At 67.1% G+C, this 19,234-nt stretch carries 16 protein-coding genes; 9 read left to right on the top strand and 7 right to left on the bottom strand.

Going from position 1 to position 19,234, the window contains the following annotated elements; all coding sequences use genetic code 11:
- Positions 1-112: 112 nt before the first annotated feature.
- The 4 genes from ACSC1R_RS15460 to ACSC1R_RS15445 all read right to left on the bottom strand — a co-directional run bounded on the left by ACSC1R_RS15460 (position 113) and on the right by ACSC1R_RS15445 (position 3,414).
- Complete coding sequence (locus ACSC1R_RS15460; protein ID WP_439026618.1) at positions 113-2,185, bottom strand: DUF7282 domain-containing protein; 2,073 nt, start codon at positions 2,183-2,185, stop codon at positions 113-115.
- A 203-nt stretch (positions 2,186-2,388) separates the two neighbouring features.
- Positions 2,389-2,700 (bottom strand): hypothetical protein, encoded by a 312-nt coding sequence (locus ACSC1R_RS15455; protein WP_439026617.1) that lies wholly within the window; start codon positions 2,698-2,700, stop codon positions 2,389-2,391.
- 55 nt (positions 2,701-2,755) lie between these two features.
- A complete protein-coding gene (locus ACSC1R_RS15450; RefSeq protein WP_439026616.1) occupies positions 2,756-3,031 on the bottom strand; it encodes an ArsR/SmtB family transcription factor in 276 nt (91 codons plus the stop codon).
- Positions 3,032-3,129: 98 nt separating this feature from the next.
- On the bottom strand, positions 3,130-3,414 hold the full coding sequence (locus ACSC1R_RS15445; RefSeq protein WP_439026615.1) for a DUF357 domain-containing protein: 285 nt from the start codon (positions 3,412-3,414) through the stop codon (positions 3,130-3,132).
- A 128-nt stretch (positions 3,415-3,542) separates the two neighbouring features.
- Between ACSC1R_RS15445 and ACSC1R_RS15440 the strand changes: the two genes are divergently transcribed.
- From ACSC1R_RS15440 to ACSC1R_RS15420, 5 genes are all read left to right on the top strand, one after another.
- Positions 3,543-4,961, top strand: a complete 1,419-nt coding sequence (locus ACSC1R_RS15440; RefSeq protein ID WP_439026614.1) for a TIGR00341 family protein — start codon at positions 3,543-3,545, stop codon at positions 4,959-4,961.
- A 26-nt stretch (positions 4,962-4,987) separates the two neighbouring features.
- On the top strand, positions 4,988-6,313 hold the full coding sequence (locus ACSC1R_RS15435) for an FAD-dependent oxidoreductase (protein ID WP_439026613.1): 1,326 nt from the start codon (positions 4,988-4,990) through the stop codon (positions 6,311-6,313).
- A 54-nt stretch (positions 6,314-6,367) separates the two neighbouring features.
- Positions 6,368-7,909: an ATP-binding protein gene (locus tag ACSC1R_RS15430; protein ID WP_439026612.1), complete on the top strand. Its 1,542-nt coding sequence runs from the start codon at positions 6,368-6,370 to the stop codon at positions 7,907-7,909.
- Positions 7,910-8,156: 247 nt separating this feature from the next.
- Positions 8,157-8,444 carry a DUF7545 family protein gene (locus tag ACSC1R_RS15425; protein WP_439026611.1) on the top strand — a complete coding sequence of 96 codons (288 nt, stop codon included), beginning with the start codon at positions 8,157-8,159 and terminating at the stop codon, positions 8,442-8,444.
- Positions 8,445-8,516: 72 nt separating this feature from the next.
- A complete protein-coding gene (locus ACSC1R_RS15420) occupies positions 8,517-9,413 on the top strand; it encodes a nucleotidyltransferase domain-containing protein (protein ID WP_439026610.1) in 897 nt (298 codons plus the stop codon).
- A 17-nt stretch (positions 9,414-9,430) separates the two neighbouring features.
- On the opposite strand, the gene ACSC1R_RS15415 is transcribed toward ACSC1R_RS15420, so the two are convergent.
- Positions 9,431-9,634: a hypothetical protein gene (locus ACSC1R_RS15415; RefSeq protein WP_439026609.1), complete on the bottom strand. Its 204-nt coding sequence runs from the start codon at positions 9,632-9,634 to the stop codon at positions 9,431-9,433.
- 99 nt (positions 9,635-9,733) lie between these two features.
- Positions 9,734-10,396 carry a 2,5-diamino-6-(ribosylamino)-4(3H)-pyrimidinone 5'-phosphate reductase gene (locus ACSC1R_RS15410; protein ID WP_439026608.1) on the bottom strand — a complete coding sequence of 221 codons (663 nt, stop codon included), beginning with the start codon at positions 10,394-10,396 and terminating at the stop codon, positions 9,734-9,736.
- Positions 10,397-10,689: 293 nt separating this feature from the next.
- Here ACSC1R_RS15410 and ACSC1R_RS15405 point away from each other — a divergent pair, with 293 nt between their 5' ends.
- Genes ACSC1R_RS15405 through ACSC1R_RS15395 form a run of 3 tightly spaced genes read left to right on the top strand, consistent with a single transcriptional unit; the run spans position 10,690 to position 14,422 of the window.
- The gene (locus ACSC1R_RS15405; RefSeq protein WP_439026607.1) at positions 10,690-11,964 is read left to right on the top strand and encodes a Single-stranded DNA binding protein; all 1,275 of its coding nucleotides are present in this window, start codon (positions 10,690-10,692) and stop codon (positions 11,962-11,964) included.
- Positions 11,961-13,679, top strand: coding sequence for an RPA family protein (locus tag ACSC1R_RS15400; protein ID WP_439026606.1), 1,719 nt, complete (start codon positions 11,961-11,963; stop codon positions 13,677-13,679). The genes ACSC1R_RS15405 and ACSC1R_RS15400 overlap by 4 nt, the downstream gene beginning before the upstream one ends.
- Positions 13,679-14,422, top strand: coding sequence for a metallophosphoesterase (locus tag ACSC1R_RS15395; protein ID WP_439026605.1), 744 nt, complete (start codon positions 13,679-13,681; stop codon positions 14,420-14,422). Before ACSC1R_RS15400 ends, ACSC1R_RS15395 begins: the two co-directional genes overlap by 1 nt.
- Here ACSC1R_RS15395 and ACSC1R_RS15390 read toward each other — a convergent pair.
- On the bottom strand, positions 14,410-16,089 hold the full coding sequence (locus tag ACSC1R_RS15390) for a hypothetical protein (RefSeq protein ID WP_439026604.1): 1,680 nt from the start codon (positions 16,087-16,089) through the stop codon (positions 14,410-14,412). The two genes, ACSC1R_RS15395 and ACSC1R_RS15390, sit on opposite strands and share 13 nt — an antisense overlap.
- Before the next feature lie 133 nt (positions 16,090-16,222).
- On the opposite strand from ACSC1R_RS15390, the gene ACSC1R_RS15385 reads away from it, so the two are divergent.
- Positions 16,223-19,039: a DEAD/DEAH box helicase gene (locus ACSC1R_RS15385; protein WP_439026603.1), complete on the top strand. Its 2,817-nt coding sequence runs from the start codon at positions 16,223-16,225 to the stop codon at positions 19,037-19,039.
- Positions 19,040-19,234: the final 195 nt, after the last annotated feature.

The raw sequence follows: 19,234 nt of genomic DNA, 5'->3' as shown, positions 1-19,234 counted from the left end.
TGGGTTTAAATACTCATGAGTTCAAAGCTTATCACGCCATCGGTAATCGAAAAAAGGTTGATATCAGTTTCGACACTCCAAAGAATATAACGCTAACGGCTCCTGAGGAGTGTCATCGGCCGGACCGGCGGCTGCCGAGTGCCAGTGCGCCGACCAGTGCCAGCGCCACCGCGATGAGGCCGAAGCCCGGCGAGCCCGCGCTGTCGCCGTCGTCGGTCCGGGTCGACTCGTCGTCCATCATCGTGGTCGACCCGGTCGTGTCCTCGCCCATGCTCGTGGGTTCGTCGTCCATCGTCGTCTGCTCGGTCGTCGACATCGTCGTCGTCTCCGTCGTCGACTGGCCGGTGTAGGTCACCGAGGCTGCGGAGGTGACGGCACCCTTCGCCACGTAGGGGCCGTCGGTCGCGCCATCACTCTCGACGAAGGTGTACGTCTGGTCGCCGTTCGAGTCCGTGTGCGGCATCGCGATGAGGGTCGTGTCGGCCTCGACCGGGGCGTCGAGCGTGACCTCCACGTTCTCGTGCGTGCCCGGTGGGAGGTACGCGGACGTACCGCGGACGCTCTCGAAGACCGCACCGTCGGTGAGGCTCGCGTCGTGGATGGTCACGAAGCCACCGTCGGAGAGCGTGACCGATTCGACGACGACCGTCTCACCCATCGTCTCCTGGGGCTGGAACGTCACGGTCGCCTGGACCGTCGCGCGGGCCGTGTCGACCACGGCACCGCCGTCGTAGGTGTAGGGGCCGTCAGCGCCGCCCTCGTCCTCGACGAAGGAGTACGTCTGGTCGTCGTTGCTGTCCATGTGGGCCATCGGAACGAGCGTCTGCGTCGAGCGCAGCGTGCTGTCGAGGGTGACCGTCACGTTCTCGTGGTGGCCAGCTTCGAGGAATTGGGAGGTGCCCACCACGCTCCCGAACGTCTCGCCCGCGAACAGCGAGTTGTCGTGGATGGTCACGAAGCCACCCTCGACGAGGTCGACGTCCTGCACGACGACCGTGTGCCCGTCGGAGGGCTGGTCGGTCATCGAGACGCTCGCGGAGATAGTGACGTTCCCGGCGTCGACCACGGCACCGCCGTCAGCGGTGTACGGGCCGTCGTCGCCGCCCTCGCTGTCGACGAAGTCGTAGCTCCGGTCACCGTCCGTGTCCCTGTGCGGCATCGCGACGAGCGAGCCGTCCTCGGTCATCGGCTTCTCGAGGACGACCTCGACGTTCTCGTGGTAGCCCGGAGCCAGGTACGCGGAGGTGCCGCGGACGCTGTCGAAGACGGCACCATCCTGCAGGCTGGCGTCGTGCATCGTCACGAAGCCGCCATCGGGGAGGAACACCGAGTCGACCACGACGCGGTGGCCGCCGGAGGCCTGGGCGTCGAAGGTCACGGTCGCTTCGTCGGAGAGCGTCACAGCCGCCGTGTCGACGACTGCGCTCCCGTCAGCGGTGTAGGGGCCGTCGGCCTCGCCTTCGGACGTGTCGAAGGTGTACGTCCTGTCACCGTCGGTGTCCCTGTGCGCCATCGGGACCAGCGTCGTGTTCTCGGTCAGGGGTTTCTCGAGCGTGATGCGCACGTTCTCGTGCACACCGGCGCTGAGGTACTGGGAGGTGCCGCGGATGCTCTCGAAGACGGCACCCTCGGTGACGGTCGCGTCGTGGACCGTCACGAAGCCGCCCTCGGAGAGTTCGACGCGGTCGACGACGACCGTGTCGTTCGTGACCGGGCCGTCGGCCATCGAGACGGTCGCGGCGACCGTCACGTCCGCGGACTGCATCACGATGTCGCCACCGGCCGTGTACGGGCCGTCCGTGGACCCGCCGTCGGCGACGAAGGAGTAGATGCGGTCACCGTTCGTGTCCTGATGGGCCATCGCGAACAGGGTCGCATCCGACGAGAGCGTGTCGTCGAGGTGGATGGTCACGTTCTCGTGCGTGCCCGCTTCGAGGTACTCGGAGGTACCGCGAACGCTCTCCAGGGTCTTGCCGTCACCCAGTGATGCGTCGTGGATGGTCACGAAGCCACCCTCGGGCAGGGTGACCTCGTCGACCACGACTGTGGAACCGCCGGAGGTCTGTCCAGTGAACTGTACTGCTGCGTCCGCCGCGGTCGTACCGTCGCCAGCAGCCGCCACGCCAGCCAGCCCGGTGCTGACGAGCATCGCGACGACCACCAGCGTGGTGATGCGTTGCCGCATACTCCAGGCATCGGAGAAGATAGTAAAACCGATTTGCCGAACTGCGGCCCCAAGCTCACCCAATTTCCACCACAATCTCACCACTGTATTGCGTTTTCCGGGGCTGGATTCGGTATGACGAGAATCAGGGAGGAAACGCGAGAGGGTATAAAAGGACGTGTCGCGGGAACCGGTGCGTTCTGGCCATCGACCGCGTACTCGGGTCAGTCCCAGGTGACCCAGGCGAGGAACGCGAGGCCGACCGTCTGCAGCGCGTGGATGGCCATCTGCCACTGCCAGACGATGGTCGGGACCATGCTCTCGTTGTGCCACCACGCGGAGAGGTCGGGGTCGATGGTGTAGTAGTAGAGTATCAGCAGGTTCTCCACGAGCAACAGGCCGGAGAACACCAGCAGGCCCATGGTGTGCTTCGAGCGGAACTTCAGGAAGTTCCGGCCCCACACGTATCCGAGGGCGAGCAACAGCGCGACGTTGGCCACCGTCGCGGCCTTCGCCAGGTCGACCCAGATGCTCATCTATCTCTCCGTTTGCCGCAACCGTGGTTATACTCTTTCCCAATTTCGGCCATAGTCACTCCACACGCTCCATGATGTCCTCGACGGTGTCCCAGTGGTGGCGGGCCTGTTCGGTCGGCAGGTAGATGGCTCCGTAGTCGTCGCCACTGTCTTTCACGATGTCGTTGTCGCTGAGCACGTCGAGGTGGTGTCGAACCGTCTTGTAGTCGAGGTCGAGGTCCTCGGCGAGCTGGTTGGCGTTCCGTGGTCGTTCGTCGAGGGCACGTAAGATTCGGACACGGTTCTCACCACCGCGCGTCCCGGTCAACACGTACCACAGGACCGCCTCCATCGTCTACCCCCGACACAGTCCCCTCTTGTAATTCCATCGCCAACGGGTGGTGAGATTGCCGGTCTCGCTGTCGATCGCGTCCTCTCAGAAGGCTGGACTCACACCGTGAACAGGTGGCCCTCTCGCGGCACCTCGAACAGGCCGATTCTCGCCCCCGCGTCCAGCCACGCGTGCCCGTAGGAGAACGCGGCCAGCGCGTTCACCCAGTCGTCGTGCTCGCGGAAGTGTTCGCCGTCGTCGAGGTACGACTCGGCCATCTCCAGACACTCCAGGGCAGCCCGACCCATCGGCGTGTCCGTCTGGGGGGCGACCTCGGCCACGTCGAGGGCTTCGGCAAGCAGGTCGTGGTACCGGTTCGTCTTCTCGTGCAGGTCCGCGGCCATGCCGCACCCGATGCGAGCCCGCGGGGTAAGCCCTTCGTCGTGGGGGCAGACGCGACAGCTGCCATCGGCCCGGAACAGCTGCGACTTGGGTACACCATTATCCGCGCGGCGCTACCATGCCCGACCGTATGCGGCTCGTCCGTATCCTGGTTCCACGAGCCCAGGTCGACGACCTCGTCACCGTGTTGGAAGAAGAGAGCGTCGACTACGTCGTCACCTCGGACACACGGGAGGCCGACGAGGACGCCGTGGTGCTGGAGTTCCCCGTCCCGATACAGGCCGTCGACTTCGTCCTCGGACGACTCCGCGATGCGGGGCTCGACGACGAGGAGTACACCGTCATCTCGACCGCAGAGACCGCGAAGACCAGGCACTACGACGAGCTAGAAGACCGGTTCGTCGCTGGTGTCGAGGAGGACGACACGGTCGCCAGCGAAGAGATACGCGGGAAGGCCCTCGGGATGCACCGGAACGCGCTCACCTACTACTCGATGACCGGCCTCAGCGCCGTCGTCGCCGCCATCGGACTGCTGCTCGACTCGCCGGCCATCGTGGTCGGGGCGATGGTCATCGCGCCGCAGGTCGGGCGGGCCCTCATCACCAGCGTCGGGATGGCCCTGGGCGACCGCCGGATGCTCTCACTCGGTGTCCGCACCCAGCTGGCCGGGTACACGATGGCGATAGTAGCCGCGACGCTGCTCGGGGTGGGCATCCGGTCGGGCCAACTGATACCGGTGGGGTTGCACGTCGCGAGCGTCGGGCAGGTCGCCAAGCGTATCTCACCCGGGTTGCTCTCGCTCGCGGTCGCCATCTGTGCCGGCGCGGCCGGCGCGTTCGGGCTGGCGACCGCGCTTCCCGTCTCGCTCGTCGGTGTGATGATAGCCGCCGCGCTCATCCCCGCCGCCGCGGCGGTCGGCATCGGTATCGCCTGGGGGGCACCATCGGTCGCCATCGGCGCGTTCGTCCTGCTGGTGGCGAACGCCGTCGCGGTGAACCTCTCCGGATTCTCCGTGCTCTGGTACCTCGGCTACCGACCGGACGGCTGGGACGGCCCGTCGAGCCTACGTTCTCCCCGTGAGTACTGGCCAACCCTCGTGACGCTGGCGGCGCTCCTGCTCGTGGTGACCGCGGCCGGGACGCTCCTCGTCGGCAAGGCGTCGTTCGACACACAGGCCAACGACGCCGTCTCCGAGACGCTGGAGCGCCCCGAGTACGAGGACCTCGAACTGGTCGCGGTCCAGACCGAGATGACCGGCTTCGACCTCGGCCCGTCGGAGGAGCCTCGCGGCGTGACGGTGGTGGTCAACCGGCCAGCGGACGAACAGTTCCCGGCCCTCGCCTCGACCATCGAAGCCGCGGTGGAGGAGCAGACGACGGCCGACGTGACGGTGTCGGTCGAGTTCCACGAGGTGCAGTCGTCGGACGCCCAGCTCACCCGGTCGCGGGATTCGTCGGCCACCGGTGGCGTCCCCCGGGCAGCGACGGGAGTCTTGCCATGCTATCACAAGACAGGTGGGCGCAAGCCATGCAGAACAACGCAACTATAAAAGCCGTACGACCGGTAGGGACAGCCATGACAGACTCGCCGCACGTGGAGATTTACACCAAGGAGAACTGCCCGTACTGCGACAAGGCGAAAGACCTCTTCGACGAGAAAGGCGTCGAGTACGTCACCTACAACGTGACCGGAGACGACGACCTCTTCGCGGAGATGGTCGAGCGCGCAGACGGGCGCAAGACCGCCCCCGAGGTGTTCATCGACGACGAACTCATCGGTGGCTGGGACGACACGAGCGCGCTGAACGAGACGGGTGAACTCGACGAGAAACTGGGTCTGGCACGTGCCGACGGTGCCGGTGACGTGGTCGAACACCGCAAGATGATCGTCGCCGGGACCGGCATCGCCGGCCTGACGGCGGCCATCTACGCGGCCCGGTCGAACAACGAGCCCCTCGTCATCGAGGGCGACGAACCCGGCGGGCAGCTCACCCTGACGACCGACGTGGAGAACTACCCCGGCTTCCCCGAGGGTATCTCCGGGCCGGAGCTCATCAACAACATGAAAGCGCAGGCCAAGAAGTTCGGTGCCGACACGAAGAACGGCATCATCACGGACGTCGATGCGTCCTCGCGACCGTTCCGCGTCGAACTCAAGGACGGTTCCGTCTACACCGCGGACTCGTTCATCGCGGCCTCCGGCGCGTCCGCCCGCACGCTCGACATCCCCGGGCAGGACGAACTGATGGGCTACGGCCTCTCCACCTGTGCGACCTGTGACGGCGCGTTCTTCCGCGACGAGGACATGCTCGTCGTCGGCGGCGGTGACGCTGCCATGGAGGAAGCGTCGTTCCTCACGAAGTTCGCCAACAAGGTGTACATCGCCCACCGCCGCGACGAGTTCCGCGCCGAGGACGTCTGGATCGACCGCATCATGGACAAGGTCGACGCGGGCGAGATCGAGATCCTCTGGAACACCGAGGTCACCGAACTCCACGGCTCCCAGGAGGACGGCATGGACCACGTCACGCTGGTCGAGAACCCCGAGGGCCACCCGACGGCCAAGCTCGACGACCCGGAGACGACTGAGTACGACCTGGACGTCGGTGCCGTCTTCTACGCCATCGGCCACACGCCGAACACCGACTACCTCGAGGGAACGGGCGTCGAGATGGACGAGGAGGGCTACCTGAAGACGAAAGGCGGCTTCGGCGGCGGCCAGACCGAGACCCACGTCGAGGGCATCTTCGGCGCGGGCGACGTGGTCGACTACCACTACCAGCAGGCCGTCACCGCGGCCGGGATGGGCTGCAAGGCCGCGCTCGACGCCGACGAGTACCTGGAGAGCCAGGCCGCCGCCGGGGCGAAGGGCGCGGAATCTGCGGCGGAAGCGGACGACTAGCCTGAATACTCCACCCGCTGTTTTTTACTGTTTCCTGCAGTTTATCGCTGTAGCATGGGGGTCGCTGGCATCGAGACGACGCCGACCATCGACGAGTGTACCGTGGGTGTCGCGGCGCTCGACCCGGACGGTCGGCTCGTCTTCGCCAACGGTACCTACGGGGCGATGTGCGGGTACGACGACCCGGCGACACTGCTCGGCGCGCACTGGAAAGAGTTCGTACCACCGTCGGAACACGCCGTCGTCGAGGAGGGTATCGAGGCCGTCGGCCGGACGGGGCGCTGGTTCGGCCGGATTCGTATCGGTTCGAGGGAGCTGACCCCCTTGGGCGACGACGAGGCGACCGACGGGCTGGCCGACGAACCGACCGACCCGACCGACGAACCGGACGACGACCAGGCGACCTGCCGACTCAGCATCGTGCGGGCCACGACGGGGGAGACCATCTTCGTCGTCCGGCCCGGCCGTGACCCGCTGGAGTACGAAGAACAGCTGGCGGCCCTGAGCGAGGCGACACGCGACCTGTTCGCCGCCGAAGACCCGAGAGTCATCGCGAAGAAGACGGTGAACGTGGCCGAGAACGTGTTGGACCAGTCGTTCGTCGGAGTCTGGACGAGAGACGGGGACTCCGGACCGCTCGAACCGCTGGCTGGCACCGACGGACTCCGGGCCCTCACCGGTCACGAGTCGCTGTCACTGCCGGAGATTCCTCCCGGGACGTTCGAGATGTCCGTCTTCGAGAACGACGAACGACTCCTCGTCGAGAACTTCGACTCGACACCGAACCGTGCGCATCCGGACCTCCCGCTTTCGGTCGTCCTGTTCGTGCCGCTGGGCGACCGCGGCCTGCTGGTAGCGGGCGTCCCACACGCCGGCCAGTTCGGTGACCCGACCGTCGAGTTGCTCACAATCCTCGGTCGGAACGCCGGTGCTGCCCTCGAACAGGCCGCCCAGCGCCGTCAACTCAAGGAACGAAACGAACGACTGGACGAGTTCACGAGCGTCGTGAGCCACGACCTCCGGAGTCCACTCTCGGTCATCATCGCGAACACGGAGTTCGCACGCGAGACGGGCGAGTGCTCGTACCTCGACGAGGTCGAACGGGCGGGCAGACGCATGGACCGCCTCATCGACGAACTCCTGACACTCTCACGGCAGGGACAGGACATCGGCGAGGTCGCTGCTGTGTCGCTGGAGACGGCCGCCAACCTGGCCTGGAGTTCCATCCCGGTACCGGCCGCGACGCTCGAGGTCACGGCCGACTGCACGGTCGAGGCGGACCGCGAGCGGCTCCAGACGGTGTTCGAGAACCTGTTCCGGAACGCGCTCGACCACGGACGCGAAGACGTCAACCTCACGGTCGGCGTCGAGGGAGACTGTTTCTTCGTGGCCGACGACGGGCCGGGTGTGCCGCCGGCAGAGCGAGACGCCGTCTTCCAGCGCGGGTTCACCACCGACGGCGACGGGACCGGGTTCGGACTGGCCATCGTCGAACGCATCGCCGACGCCCACGGCTGGACCGTCCGACTCACCGAGAGCGACCAGGGTGGCGCGCGTTTCGAGTTCTGCGGGGTATTCGACGACAGGGCGGTGTGAGACGACCGCCGCACGTGTACTGGTCGGTAGATGTGCGAGCGCATGGAGAGTCACTCTACGAGGACCACATGAACGGCGAGCACGACGCCTCACTTCTCGCAAAGAGGACGACACCGGAATACTGGCTGCAGGCGCACCTCGGTCGAGCACGACGTGAGCCTGTCGAGGCGGGGTCACTGGCCCGCTCGTGCGTCGTCCGGGCACGGAACCCACAGAGGCTTTACGTCCCAGGGCCGATTCCTGCGGTATGGCAGACGACATCGAGACGGTCACGTTCAGCATCGAGTCCGACGACGACAGCGACGAGGTCACACTCCCGAGAGACCTCCTCGACCTGCTCGCCGAAGGTGACCAGAGCCCGGCCGAGGTCGTCGGCGACATCGCGATGCTCTCTTTTGCCTCCCGCGCCCACCACATCGCCCACCACGGCGAGGAGAGCAACGAGCAGCTCGACGCCGTCGAGCAGTCCGCGATGGACCTCTTCGAGGAGCGCTTCGGCGTCACCTTCGGTGAGGCGACCGGCCACCAGCACTGAGACGGCGACCCACACGAGACACCGAACCACGCCCCACACACAGCCAAGTAGCGGGGCGATACACCTGTTGCTATGTCGACCGAACCGCCCAGTCTCGCGACCGCCATCGGCGACCTGGAAGCGACCCACGACTGCACCGTCCTCGCGGCGCGTGACGTGGGGAGCCGTGCCTGGGGCCTCGACAGCGAGCGCAGCGACTACGACGTCGCGGTCCTGTTCCGGCAACCGGCGGTTCGATACGCGACTCTGGACGAGTACGTCCCGAGCGTCGAAACCGAGCACGGCCCGGCCCTCGAACTGACGGGCTGGAACGTCACGCGGTTCGGTGAACTGCTCGCGGATTCGAACCCGTCGGTCCTCGAATTCCTGCACTCACCCCTGCGCTATCGCCAGTACGAGCCGCTCTCGCGACTCGAAGCCGACGTGGCAGGCGACTTCGAGCCCATCCGGTTGTACCACCACTACCGGTCGCTCGCACAGCACCAGTACCGCAAGTACATCGAGCGCCGGGTCCTGAAGAACGGCGACCCGGCACTGGTCGTCACCGACGAGACGGAGACGCACTGGGTCGGCGAGCCAGTTCACGTGGGGGACCCAGCCCGCGTCCCGAAGACCGACGAGCGCTACGCCGAGGGCTCGTGCGACCAGACGGTCAAGCGGAACCTGTACGTCGTCCGGGCGGTCCTCTACGCGAGACACGTCCGCGACACCCACACGTTCCCGAACTTGCACTTCCCGTCGTTCCTCGACGAGTGCGAAGAGCGCGGGAGCGTCGATGCTTCGGTACTCGACCGGGCGCGCGAGCTGGTCGCTCGGAAGCGAGCGGGCGAGGGGGACGCGGTCGTCGGGCAGGTGTTCACGCCCGGGGAGGTCGCGCTCCCCGAGCACATCCCACCCGACGACCACGCGGTCCGTGGCATCGCTACGGCTCGCGTCAATCGATTCGTCGAAGAAACGTTCGAAGTGTGAAGACCGTCAGGCGGGAGTCAGTCGTCGTCGGCTCGGGCCTCCGTTTCGGCTTCGAGTTCGACGTCGATGTCGATGACCTCCTCCTCCTCTTCTTCGATGCGCGGTGGTTCTTCCGAAACCTCGCCCGTCTGCACCTTCTTCGCGTACTCCAGGTCTTCTTCGATGATCTGGGATTCCTTGCCGAGGTGCTTACGTTCTCGTCCGCGCTTCGTGTCTCCCATGACAATCGGTACCTAGGACCACTGTCGTCTTAACTGGTTCGGCAGTTCCTCGCCAGTTTCTGATAGACGGACCTGACAGAGAGAAGTCTCGGGCCGGGTTCATACCACGCGCCACTCCAGCAACACGCCGTCGTCGACCCGTTCGACGCCGGTCAGCTCCAGCTCCGGGAAGTCCGTGACGAAGCCGTCCCCGTCCGCCAGCGTGGGCGCGTCGCGCCCGCCGACGACCATCGCGCCGACGTAGACGGTGAGTTCGTCCACGAGCGAGTCGGCGAACAGCGAGTAGATGAGTTCGCCGCCACCCTCGACCATCAGCCGGTCGATACCGCGGGATGTGAGTTCTGCGAGGGCAGCCGCGAGGTCGACCCGGTCCTCGCCCGCGACCACGATTGCTGCGCCCGCCTCGCGGAGGTCGGCGACCTTGGCGTCGGGAGCAGCCTCGCTCACACAGAGGTACGTCGTCGCCGTGTCGTCGAGGATGCGAGAGTGGGTTGGGGTTCGCGCTCTGGAGTCTGCGACGACCCGGGCCGGGTGCGGGCTCTTCCCGGCGTATTCACGCTCTTCGATTCGTGCTTGGTCGTCCAGCGTCAGTGAGGGGTCGTCCGCTAGCACCGTGCCGACGCCGACCATCACACCGTCACTCTCGGCTCTGATCTGGTCGACACGGTCGAAATCCTGCTCGCCGCTGATGCGCAACTGTTCACGTGTACGCGAGGCGAGCTTGCCGTCGGCGCTCATCGCGGCGTTGACGTGGACGTGCATAGTCGGGAGTTTGTCGGGAGGGGCAAACTGATTTCGGTGCTGTCGATGGAGGCGGTGGGTGGACGACCGCGTGCTGGTGGTCTCTGCTGATATCTCGCCCCGGTCACCGTCGCTGGGATTGGAACTGTTTCGGAGCCGACGATCGCTGGCGTCCACGACCGCAACCACACCACACGCTCCCCAGCGCGCGCCGGGGAGGTCGGTCAGCGTCCGATAGTAACCCGCTTCCACCGTCCGAAATCCCAGCCATCTCGCCACGAATCCTTTTAAACGATGCCGCCGAACGCACTGCCATGAGTCTCGACGACCGCGCCGAGGAGCTCGCCTCCGACCTCGGTGTCGACAAAGAGGAGGTCAAATCCGACCTTGAGAACCTGGTGTCGTACAGCGTCCCGATGGACGAGGCCGTCCAGAGCCTTCGCCGGAAGTACGGCGACGACTCGGGCGGCGGCAGTTCCGCGCCATCCGAGAAGACCATCGGGGACGTGACCCCCGAGGACAGCAGCGTGAGCGTCACGGGCCGCGTCCTGACGGTGGGCAAGCGGTCCATCCAGACGCAGGGCGAACAGCAGGTCATCTTCGAGGGCGAACTCGCCGACGAGACGGGCAAGATCTCCTACACGGCCTGGACCGACTTCGGCCTCTCGGCGGGCGACACCATCCAGGTGGGCAACGCCGGGGTGCGCGAGTGGGACGCCAAACCCGAACTGAACCTCGGCGAGAGCACGTCGCTCTCGTTCCTCGACGAGGCACTGGAAGTTCCCTACAACATCGGTGGGGAGGCCAACCTCCGCGACCTCAAGTCGGGCGACCGCGGCGTGACCGTCGAGGTCGCCGTCGAGGAGGTAGAACGCCGGACCATCGACGGCCGGAACGGCGAGACCGACATCCTCAGCGGCGTGTTCGGCGACGAGTCCGGCCGACTCCCGTTCACCTGCTGGGAGCCCGACCCGGTCATCGAGAACGGCGGGACGGTCCGCATCGAGAACGCCTATGTGAGAGAATACCGCGGCGTTCCGGAGGTGAACGTCTCCGAGTTCTCGACGGTCACCGGCATCGACCACGACGTAAAAGTCGGGTCGGCTGCCACCGAGATGTCCATCGCCGAGGCGGTCGCCTCCGGCGGCATCTACGACGTGGCCCTGGTCGGCAACGTCATCGCGGTACGCGAAGGGTCAGGCCTCATCGAGCGCTGTCCCGAGTGCAACCGCGTGGTCCAGAACGGCCAGTGCCGCGCCCACGGGAACGTCGACGGTGTCGACGACCTGCGCGTGAAGGCTATCCTCGACGACGGGACCGGCACCGCGACCGTCGTCCTCGACCGCGACATCACCGAGGCGGTGTACGGCGGGACCCTGGACGACGCCAAGGACCAGGCCCGCGAGGCCATGGACAAGGAGGTCGTCGCCGACACCATCCGTGACGCCATCGTCGGACCCGAGTTCCGGGTCCGCGGGCACTTCTCGGTCGACGACTACGGGGCGAACCTCGACGCGACCGAGTTCGGTCGCACGGAGGACGACCCGACCGCGCGTGCGAAGGCCCTGCTGAGCGAGGTGGACGCATGAGTGGCATCCAGCGCCGCGAGGTGGCCTACCGCCTCTTTGCGAGCGAGTTCGACGACGCGACCCTCTCCCATCAGGAGTCCGACGAGGAGCGCGCCCCGAACTACGTGGTCACGCCCTCGGGTGCCCGCGTCAACCGGGTGTTCGTCGTGGGCGTGCTGACCGAGGTCGAATCGGTCAACGAGGACGTGCTCCGCGGGCGCATCGTCGACCCGACCGGCGCGTTCGTCGTCTACGCTGGGCAGTACCAGCCCGACGAGATGGCCGCCCTCGAACAGGCCCAGCCGCCGCAGTTCGTCGCCGTGACGGGCAAGGCCCGAACCTTCTCGCCGGACGACTCCGACCGCGTGTACACCTCCATCCGCCCGGAGAGCATCAACGTGGTCGACGCCGAGACGCGGGACCGGTGGGTCGTCGGCACCGCCGAGCAGACCCTCCAGCGTGTCGCGACCTACGCCGAGGCGGCCGCGATGGACGAACACGGCGACGCGCTCACCGCGGCGCTCGAAGCCGAGGGCGTCCCCGCCGGCCTCGCGAACGGTATCCCGCTCGCGATGCAGCACTACGACACCACGCCCGCCTACCTCTCGGGCCTGCGCCAGACCGCCATCGAGGCGGCCCGCGTCGTCGCGGGCGAGCAGGACGAGGTCTCGGGCACCTCGCTCGCTCCGAGCGACAAGGGCGATGGCACCGTGACCTGGGGTGACCTCCGCGATTCCGACCGGGCCGCGTTCGGTGTCATGCCCGTGGAAGCCGGGAGCAGAGTGGCCGAGTCGGCGGAGGAAGAAGCGGAAGCTGCCGACGAGTCGACGGCTGAAGCCGAAAGTGACTCGGTGGCGGACGAACCGGCGGCTGACTCGGACGCTGAGGCCGGCGTCACGGCGGATTCCGGCGGCACCGAGCCGGCGAACGTCGAGGCCGACGCTGGGTCCGAGTCGAAACCGGCCACGGAAACTGAACCGGAGAGCGAGCCCGAACCGGCGGTCGACGCCGAACCAGAACCCGACCAGGTCGCGGCGACCGAATCGGTCACCGACGCCGAAGCGGAACCCGAACCGGCAACCAGCCTCGACGCGGACGACGACGACATCGGCGACTTCGAGCCGGGGAACCTCGGTGGCGACACGGACGACGACCTCGCGTCGGCCGCAGACGAGACGGCCGACGCGGCCACAGTCGACCAGACCACTGCGAGCGACGAGACGGATGCGTCGGCCGCCGCGAGTGCCACCCCGGAGGGGATGTACCAGATGGACGACGAGGAGCGCCAGGAGATCGAGGAGGAGTTCGGCACGGAGTTCAGCTCCGGAACCGACGTCCCCGACCCCGGCGAATCCGATATCGAGACGCCGACGCCGGAAGCGGAACCCGAGCCAGCAGCCGAAGAGCCGGCAACCGAGGAGCCGGCAGACGAGGAGCCGGAACCCGAACCTGCGGCGGCGGTCGCAGACGAGGACCCCTCGACTACCGACGAGACGGAATCCGTCGACGAGGCGGAGACGGACGACGACCCCGCCGAAGAGGTCGACCTCGACGACTACGTGATGGAGGTCATGCAGGACCTCGACGACGGCGACGGGGCCGACCGCGAGGAACTGGTCGCCCAGGTCGTCGCGGACACCCAGTCCGCCGAGACCGACGTCGAGGACGCCATCCAGAACGCCCTCATCGGGGGGCAGTGCTACGAACCCGACGACGACACGCTCAAGCCCATCTGATGGCCGCGGTCGAACCGATACCGAACAGCCCGGCCGCCGTGGTGGAGACGGGCGAGGACCGCTGCCTCGTCGTCGCGGACCTCCACGCCGGCATCGAAGACGCCCTTCGTTTCGAACGTGGTGTCCACGTCCGGAGCCACGCGTCCGACCGTCGCGAACAGGTACTCGACCTGGCAGCCGAGACCGACCCAGACCGGTTCGTCGTCCTCGGAGACGTCATGCACTCCATCGGCGGGCCGGGCGGCGCAGAACGCGGCGAGATAGAGGTCTTGCTGGAGGAACTCGGGTTGCCGACGACCGTCGTGAAGGGGAACCACGACGGCGGCGTCGAATCCTGGATAGACGCACAGGTCACAGACGGGACCGGTGTCAGAATCGGCGACGTGGGGTTCACCCACGGCCACACCTGGCCGTCGACCGCGGTGCTCGGCGCGGACGTCGTCTGCATGGGGCACGAACATCCCTGTGTCCGGCTGACCGACGAGGTCGGCGGCAGTCGCATCGAGCGAGTCTGGCTCCGGGGTGCGCTCGCTCGCGACCCGTTCGCCGACCGGGACGCGGCACTCGTCGAGGACTGGCGTGACCCGGAACTCGTCGTCTTCCCCGCGTTCAACGACCTCTGTGGAGGGACGTGGGTCAACACGAGAAACGACTTCCTCGCACCGTTCCTGCCGGCTGGACTCGAAGGCGGACAGGCCTACTTGCTCGACGGGACGCGACTGGGCGCGTATCAGCGCGTCTGACGCCCCGTCTCCGGCGTCTGTTCGGTCCGCGCCGCTTCGAGTTCCGCCTCGAGGTCGGCGATACGGGCGGTGAGCCGTTCGATTTCCTCTTGCAGCACGCCGATAGCGTCGGCCGGCTCCTCGTCGCGCCGACGGTCGGTCGCGTCCAGCGGCGCGTCCGCGAAGGGCTCGAAGGTACTGCCCCAGGCCGGCGGGCCGACGTCGGTCGTCGTTCCCGGTTCGGATTCGGAAGCGACCGTGTCGACGGCCGAGGTCGCCGCCTCGGCGACTTGCTCCGTCGTGTCTTCGTCGACCCAGACCATCCCGTCACTTTCGGAGGCGGTGGGTGCAACATCGGCCGGGGCCGTGGCCTCGACGGTGGTCTCCCCGGGGGCGGGGACTGTCTCGTCAGCTGGCTCTGGCATCGGTTCCGAGCCAGCCACCGGTGCAGCTTCCGCCGCCACCGGTGTCGGGGGACGTTCACTGCTCTCGGCTGACTCCCCGGACGTGTCGGTTCCCGACTCCTCGTGGGTTCTCGCGTCGCCCTGGTCTTCCTCCGTCTCGGCTTCCAGGCCGTCTGTCTCGACGCCCTCGACGAGTTCGTCGATGGTGAGGTCGTCGTCCTCGCTCAAGCCCGGGAAGGAGACGGCGTCGAGTTCCGCTTCGAGTTCTGCGGCGTCGACCGGGTTGAACTCGGCTCGCATCGCTTCGAACTCGGCCGCGGTGTCTGGTTCCGACGTATCGTCGTCACCCGGCGCAGGCAGTGGCTCTGGCGCGTCGGACTCGAACAGCGGTGACACCAGCACGTCCGAGACCTGTGGCCGGTCGGCGAGTGCGGCGACGATACGGTCGGTCGGCTGGTCGGTCCGGACGACGGCCTCGACGACGTCGACGTTGCCCTCGCCGGCGAGCCTGCGGCCGCGGATGTCGAACGCGTTCGCCAGTTCCTGAACGACCACGACGGCCCCACCGCCGTGGTACGTGTCGGTCGTCTCGACGCGGACGAGATGGTCGCCGGGGCCACCCGAACCCTCTGCGAGTTCGTCCACATCGTCGCTCGTCGGCAGGGCCAGGTCGCCCGCGCCAGCACGGTGGACCGGGTGCGGCCACGCCGTGGTCCCGTGGTCGACCTGCACCGCAATCTCGGCGGGGCCGTCCGTCTCCTCTGGCTCCGGCTGTGCGGGGACCGCCGGTGTCGCCAGCGACCGCTCGACGTCGTCGAGGACCCGGCTGAACCGGTCGGCCGGCGCGAAGCGACTGTCGACGCTGCGGACGTCCGTCTCCACCCCGACGGGTCGCAGCGACGGCGCGTTCGGGTCCGAGGTCACGCGGAGGTACGGCTCTGTCAGGAACCGGTACACGTGTTCGGGCCGCTGCAACCACACCATGTACAGCGTGACCACCGTCTCGCCGGGCGGGACGGAGCCGGTGTACACGAGCCGGCCGTCCTCGAACGCCGTCCAGTTCACGCCGTCGTGGTCGGTGTGGACGGCGACGTGTTCGAACGACACGCCCTCCGGCAACTGCTCTGTCAACCGAACGCCGACAGGTGTCTCACGCCCCGACTCGAACGCGAACTTGATGGCCGGCAGCGGTAACGTTTCCAGATCGAGCCCCTTTCGCACCGTCACACCGTCTCGGACGGCGTCGATGGTGTATCCCCCATACCATCCACCGGATACACTCATTTCGTATTTCAGAGAGCGAGACACGAGGAGATAGTCGCTTTGCTCAACTCGCTAACGGTAATTGCTGAAATAAAGTCGGTGGGTCGAGGGGTGGTCCGAGAGGATTATCCCGCTCCCGTGGCTAGTGAATCCGATGACAGCGGGCGCAGCCGCGTTCACGGTGCTCGGCGAGACGGTCAGGGGTGCGCTCTCCGAGCGTGGCTTCAAGACCCCGACCGAGACGCAGGCGCGCGCTATTCCGGCTATCGCAGCGGGCAGACACACCCTCGTGGTCGCGCCGACCGGGACGGGCAAGACCGAGACGGCGATGTTACCGGTGTTCGACGCGCTCGTCGGCGAGGACCGGTTCGGTATCGGCGCGCTGTACGTGACGCCGCTGCGGGCGCTGAACCGCGACATGCGCGAGCGACTGGACTGGTGGGGCGAGGAACTGGGTCTCGACATCGACGTGCGCCACGGCGACACCAGCGACTACCAGCGGAGCAAGCAGGCGAACGACCCGCCGGACGTGCTGGTGACGACGCCGGAGACGGTGCAGGCGATGCTGACCGGGTCGAAGCTCCGGGTCGCGCTGGAAGACGTAGAGCACGTGATAATAGACGAGGTGCACGAACTCGCGGCATCGAAACGCGGCGCGCAGTTGACCATCGCGATGGAGCGCCTGCGCGAACTCGCCGGGGACTTCCAGCGCATCGGTCTCTCGGCGACGGTCGGGGACCCAGCGGAGGTCGGAGCGTTCCTCACCGGTGGGACAGAGTGTGCCATCCGACAGGTCGACGTTGGGAGCAACCTCGACCTGCGGGTGCTTTCCCCCGAGGTCACCGACGAGGATGGGACGCTCGCGAGCGAGTTGATGACCGACGCTTCCGTGGCGAGCCACGTTCGGACGATTCGGGACATCGTCGACGAGAACGAGTCGACATTGATATTCGTGAATACTCGACAGACCGCCGAGGCTCTCGGTTCGCGGTTCAAGGAGCTCGATTTGCCCATCGGTGTGCACCACGGGTCGCTGTCGAAGGCGGCCCGTATCGAGGTCGAGGACCAGTTCAAGGCGGGCGACATCGACGCCCTGCTGTGTACCTCCTCGATGGAACTCGGCATCGACGTGGGTCGCATCGACCACGTCGTCCAGTACCAGAGCCCCCGGCAGGTCGCCCGCCTGCTCCAGCGCGTCGGCCGCGCCGGCCACCGCCGAGACGAGGTGTCGGCCGGGACCATCGTCACGACCCGCGCCGACGACACCTTCGAGGCACTGGCCATCACCCGGCAGGCCAGAGAGGGAGAGGTCGAACCCGCAGGCATCCACGAAGGGAGTCTGGACGTGGTCGCGAACCAGATTCCCGGGCTGGCGATGGACTTCGGCGAGATTTCTGGCCGCAAGGCGTACGAACTCGTCACCCGCGCCTACCCGTTCCGAAATCTCTCCGAGGAGGACTTCCGTAACGTGGTCCGGGAACTCCACGGGAATCGCGTCGTCTGGCTGGACGAGGGCGAGGACCGCATCGAGAAGACCGGCGGTACCTGGCAGTACGTGTACGCGAACCTCTCGATGATTCCCGACGAGGAGACGTACGAGGTGTACGACATGGCCGCCGGCCAGCAGGTCGGGACGCTGGACGAACGCTTCGTTACCACCTTCGCCTCGCCGGGCGAGGTGTTCATCCAGCGCGGCGAGATGTGGCGCATCGTCGAGGTCGACGACGAGAAGTCGAAGGTGAAGGTCTCGCCCATCGAGGACCCCGCGGGCGAGGTCCCGACGTGGATCGGCCAGGAGATTCCGGTCCCCGAGTCGGTCGCCCGCGAGGTCGGCGAGATGCGCGCCGTCGCCGAACCGCAGTTCGCCCGCGGTGCGCCCCGCGCCGCGGTCGCCCGCGAGTTCTGCACCCGGTACCCGACCGACGAGCGGACTGCGACCGAGGCACTGGAACAGTTCGAGCGGCAGGTCGACGCCGAGGCCCCGATGCCGACCGCGGACCGAATCGTCGTCGAGGGCCGTGCGAACACCGTCGTCGTGAACGCCCCCTTCGGGCACAAGGTGAACGCGACCCTCGGACGGCTCCTGTCTGCCCTGCTGGGCCAGCGAACCGGTTCGACGGTCGGGCTGGATTCGGACCCGTACCGTATCGAACTGGAGGTGCCCTCCGGCGTCTCGCTCGGCGAGGTCGAGGAGGTCCTCAGGACGACCGACCCCGACCACGTCGAACCGCTCATCGAACTCAGTCTGAAGAACTCGGACTCGCTGAAGTTCCGGCTCTCGCAGGTCGCGGCGAAGTTCGGCGCGCTCAAACGCTGGGAGGGCTCGGGCATCTCCGGCGACCGACTGCTGGCCGCACTGCAGGACACGCCGATGTACGACGAGGCGGTTCGGGAGGTGTTCCACGAGGATTTAGCGGTTGACGCCGCGAGCAGGGTGCTGGCGGCCATCCAGTCCGGGGACGTCGAAGTCGTCCTGCACGGCGACCTGAGCCCTATCGGGACCGACGGGCACTCGGTCGGGAAGGAGTTGCTCGCGCCCGAGAACGCCGACGCGAGCGTCATCGAGACGGTCAAAGAGCGAATCCAGAACGACCGCGTCATCCTGTTCTGCCTGCACTGCACCGAGTACGAGCGAACGAAGAAGGTGAAACGGGTCCGCGACCAGCCGGAGTGCCCGAACTGCGGGTCGACCCAGATAGCCGCGCTCAACCCGTGGGCAGACGAGGTGGTGAAGGCGGTCCGCGCACACGAGAAGGACGACGAACAGGAGAAACAGACGGAACGCGCCTACCGCGCCGCGAGCCTGGTCCAGAGCCACGGCAAGCAGGCCGTCGTCGCGCTGGCGGCCCGCGGCGTCGGCCCGCACAACGCGGCGCGCATCATCAACAAACTCCGCGACGACGAACAGGACTTCTACCGGGACATCCTCACGCAGGAGCGCCAGTACGCCCGCACGCAGAGCTTCTGGTAGGGAGGCTCGTGTGTGGAATCGAGGGAGGGCCCGGCGAGAATGGAGAGTTGGGGGAGTTGCGGCCTCGACGAGCCCGGGTATGCAGCCTCAGAACGCCCGGTCACAGGTCGGACAGTAGAAGTCCGACGACGGCCCCGCGAGGGGAGTCGACACGGTGTTCGCGGTGCCACAGAACGGGCAGTTGGGGGAGTACTG

It is taken from the genome of Haloarchaeobius ordinarius (assembly GCF_051801355.1).
GTDB lineage: Archaea > Halobacteriota > Halobacteria > Halobacteriales > Natrialbaceae > Haloarchaeobius.
This window is presented reverse-complemented; position numbering and strand designations above follow the sequence as displayed.

Excerpts from the sequence above, each read along its gene's own strand:
- ACSC1R_RS15405 (WP_439026607.1), top strand. The coding sequence starts at position 10,690 with ATGAGTCTCGACGACCGCGCCGAGGAGCTCGCCTCCGACCTCGGTGTC.
- ACSC1R_RS15450 (WP_439026616.1), bottom strand. The coding sequence starts at position 3,031 with ATGGAGGCGGTCCTGTGGTACGTGTTGACCGGGACGCGCGGTGGTGAG.
- ACSC1R_RS15410 (WP_439026608.1), bottom strand. The coding sequence starts at position 10,396 with ATGCACGTCCACGTCAACGCCGCGATGAGCGCCGACGGCAAGCTCGCC.
- ACSC1R_RS15395 (WP_439026605.1), top strand. The coding sequence starts at position 13,679 with ATGGCCGCGGTCGAACCGATACCGAACAGCCCGGCCGCCGTGGTGGAG.
- ACSC1R_RS15445 (WP_439026615.1), bottom strand. The coding sequence starts at position 3,414 with ATGGCCGCGGACCTGCACGAGAAGACGAACCGGTACCACGACCTGCTT.
- ACSC1R_RS15390 (WP_439026604.1), bottom strand. The coding sequence starts at position 16,089 with ATGAGTGTATCCGGTGGATGGTATGGGGGATACACCATCGACGCCGTC.
- ACSC1R_RS15400 (WP_439026606.1), top strand. The coding sequence starts at position 11,961 with ATGAGTGGCATCCAGCGCCGCGAGGTGGCCTACCGCCTCTTTGCGAGC.
- ACSC1R_RS15460 (WP_439026618.1), bottom strand. The coding sequence starts at position 2,185 with ATGCGGCAACGCATCACCACGCTGGTGGTCGTCGCGATGCTCGTCAGC.
- ACSC1R_RS15455 (WP_439026617.1), bottom strand. The coding sequence starts at position 2,700 with ATGAGCATCTGGGTCGACCTGGCGAAGGCCGCGACGGTGGCCAACGTC.
- ACSC1R_RS15435 (WP_439026613.1), top strand. The coding sequence starts at position 4,988 with ATGACAGACTCGCCGCACGTGGAGATTTACACCAAGGAGAACTGCCCG.
- ACSC1R_RS15385 (WP_439026603.1), top strand. The coding sequence starts at position 16,223 with ATGACAGCGGGCGCAGCCGCGTTCACGGTGCTCGGCGAGACGGTCAGG.
- ACSC1R_RS15430 (WP_439026612.1), top strand. The coding sequence starts at position 6,368 with ATGGGGGTCGCTGGCATCGAGACGACGCCGACCATCGACGAGTGTACC.
- ACSC1R_RS15415 (WP_439026609.1), bottom strand. The coding sequence starts at position 9,634 with ATGGGAGACACGAAGCGCGGACGAGAACGTAAGCACCTCGGCAAGGAA.
- ACSC1R_RS15440 (WP_439026614.1), top strand. The coding sequence starts at position 3,543 with ATGCGGCTCGTCCGTATCCTGGTTCCACGAGCCCAGGTCGACGACCTC.
- ACSC1R_RS15425 (WP_439026611.1), top strand. The coding sequence starts at position 8,157 with ATGGCAGACGACATCGAGACGGTCACGTTCAGCATCGAGTCCGACGAC.
- ACSC1R_RS15420 (WP_439026610.1), top strand. The coding sequence starts at position 8,517 with ATGTCGACCGAACCGCCCAGTCTCGCGACCGCCATCGGCGACCTGGAA.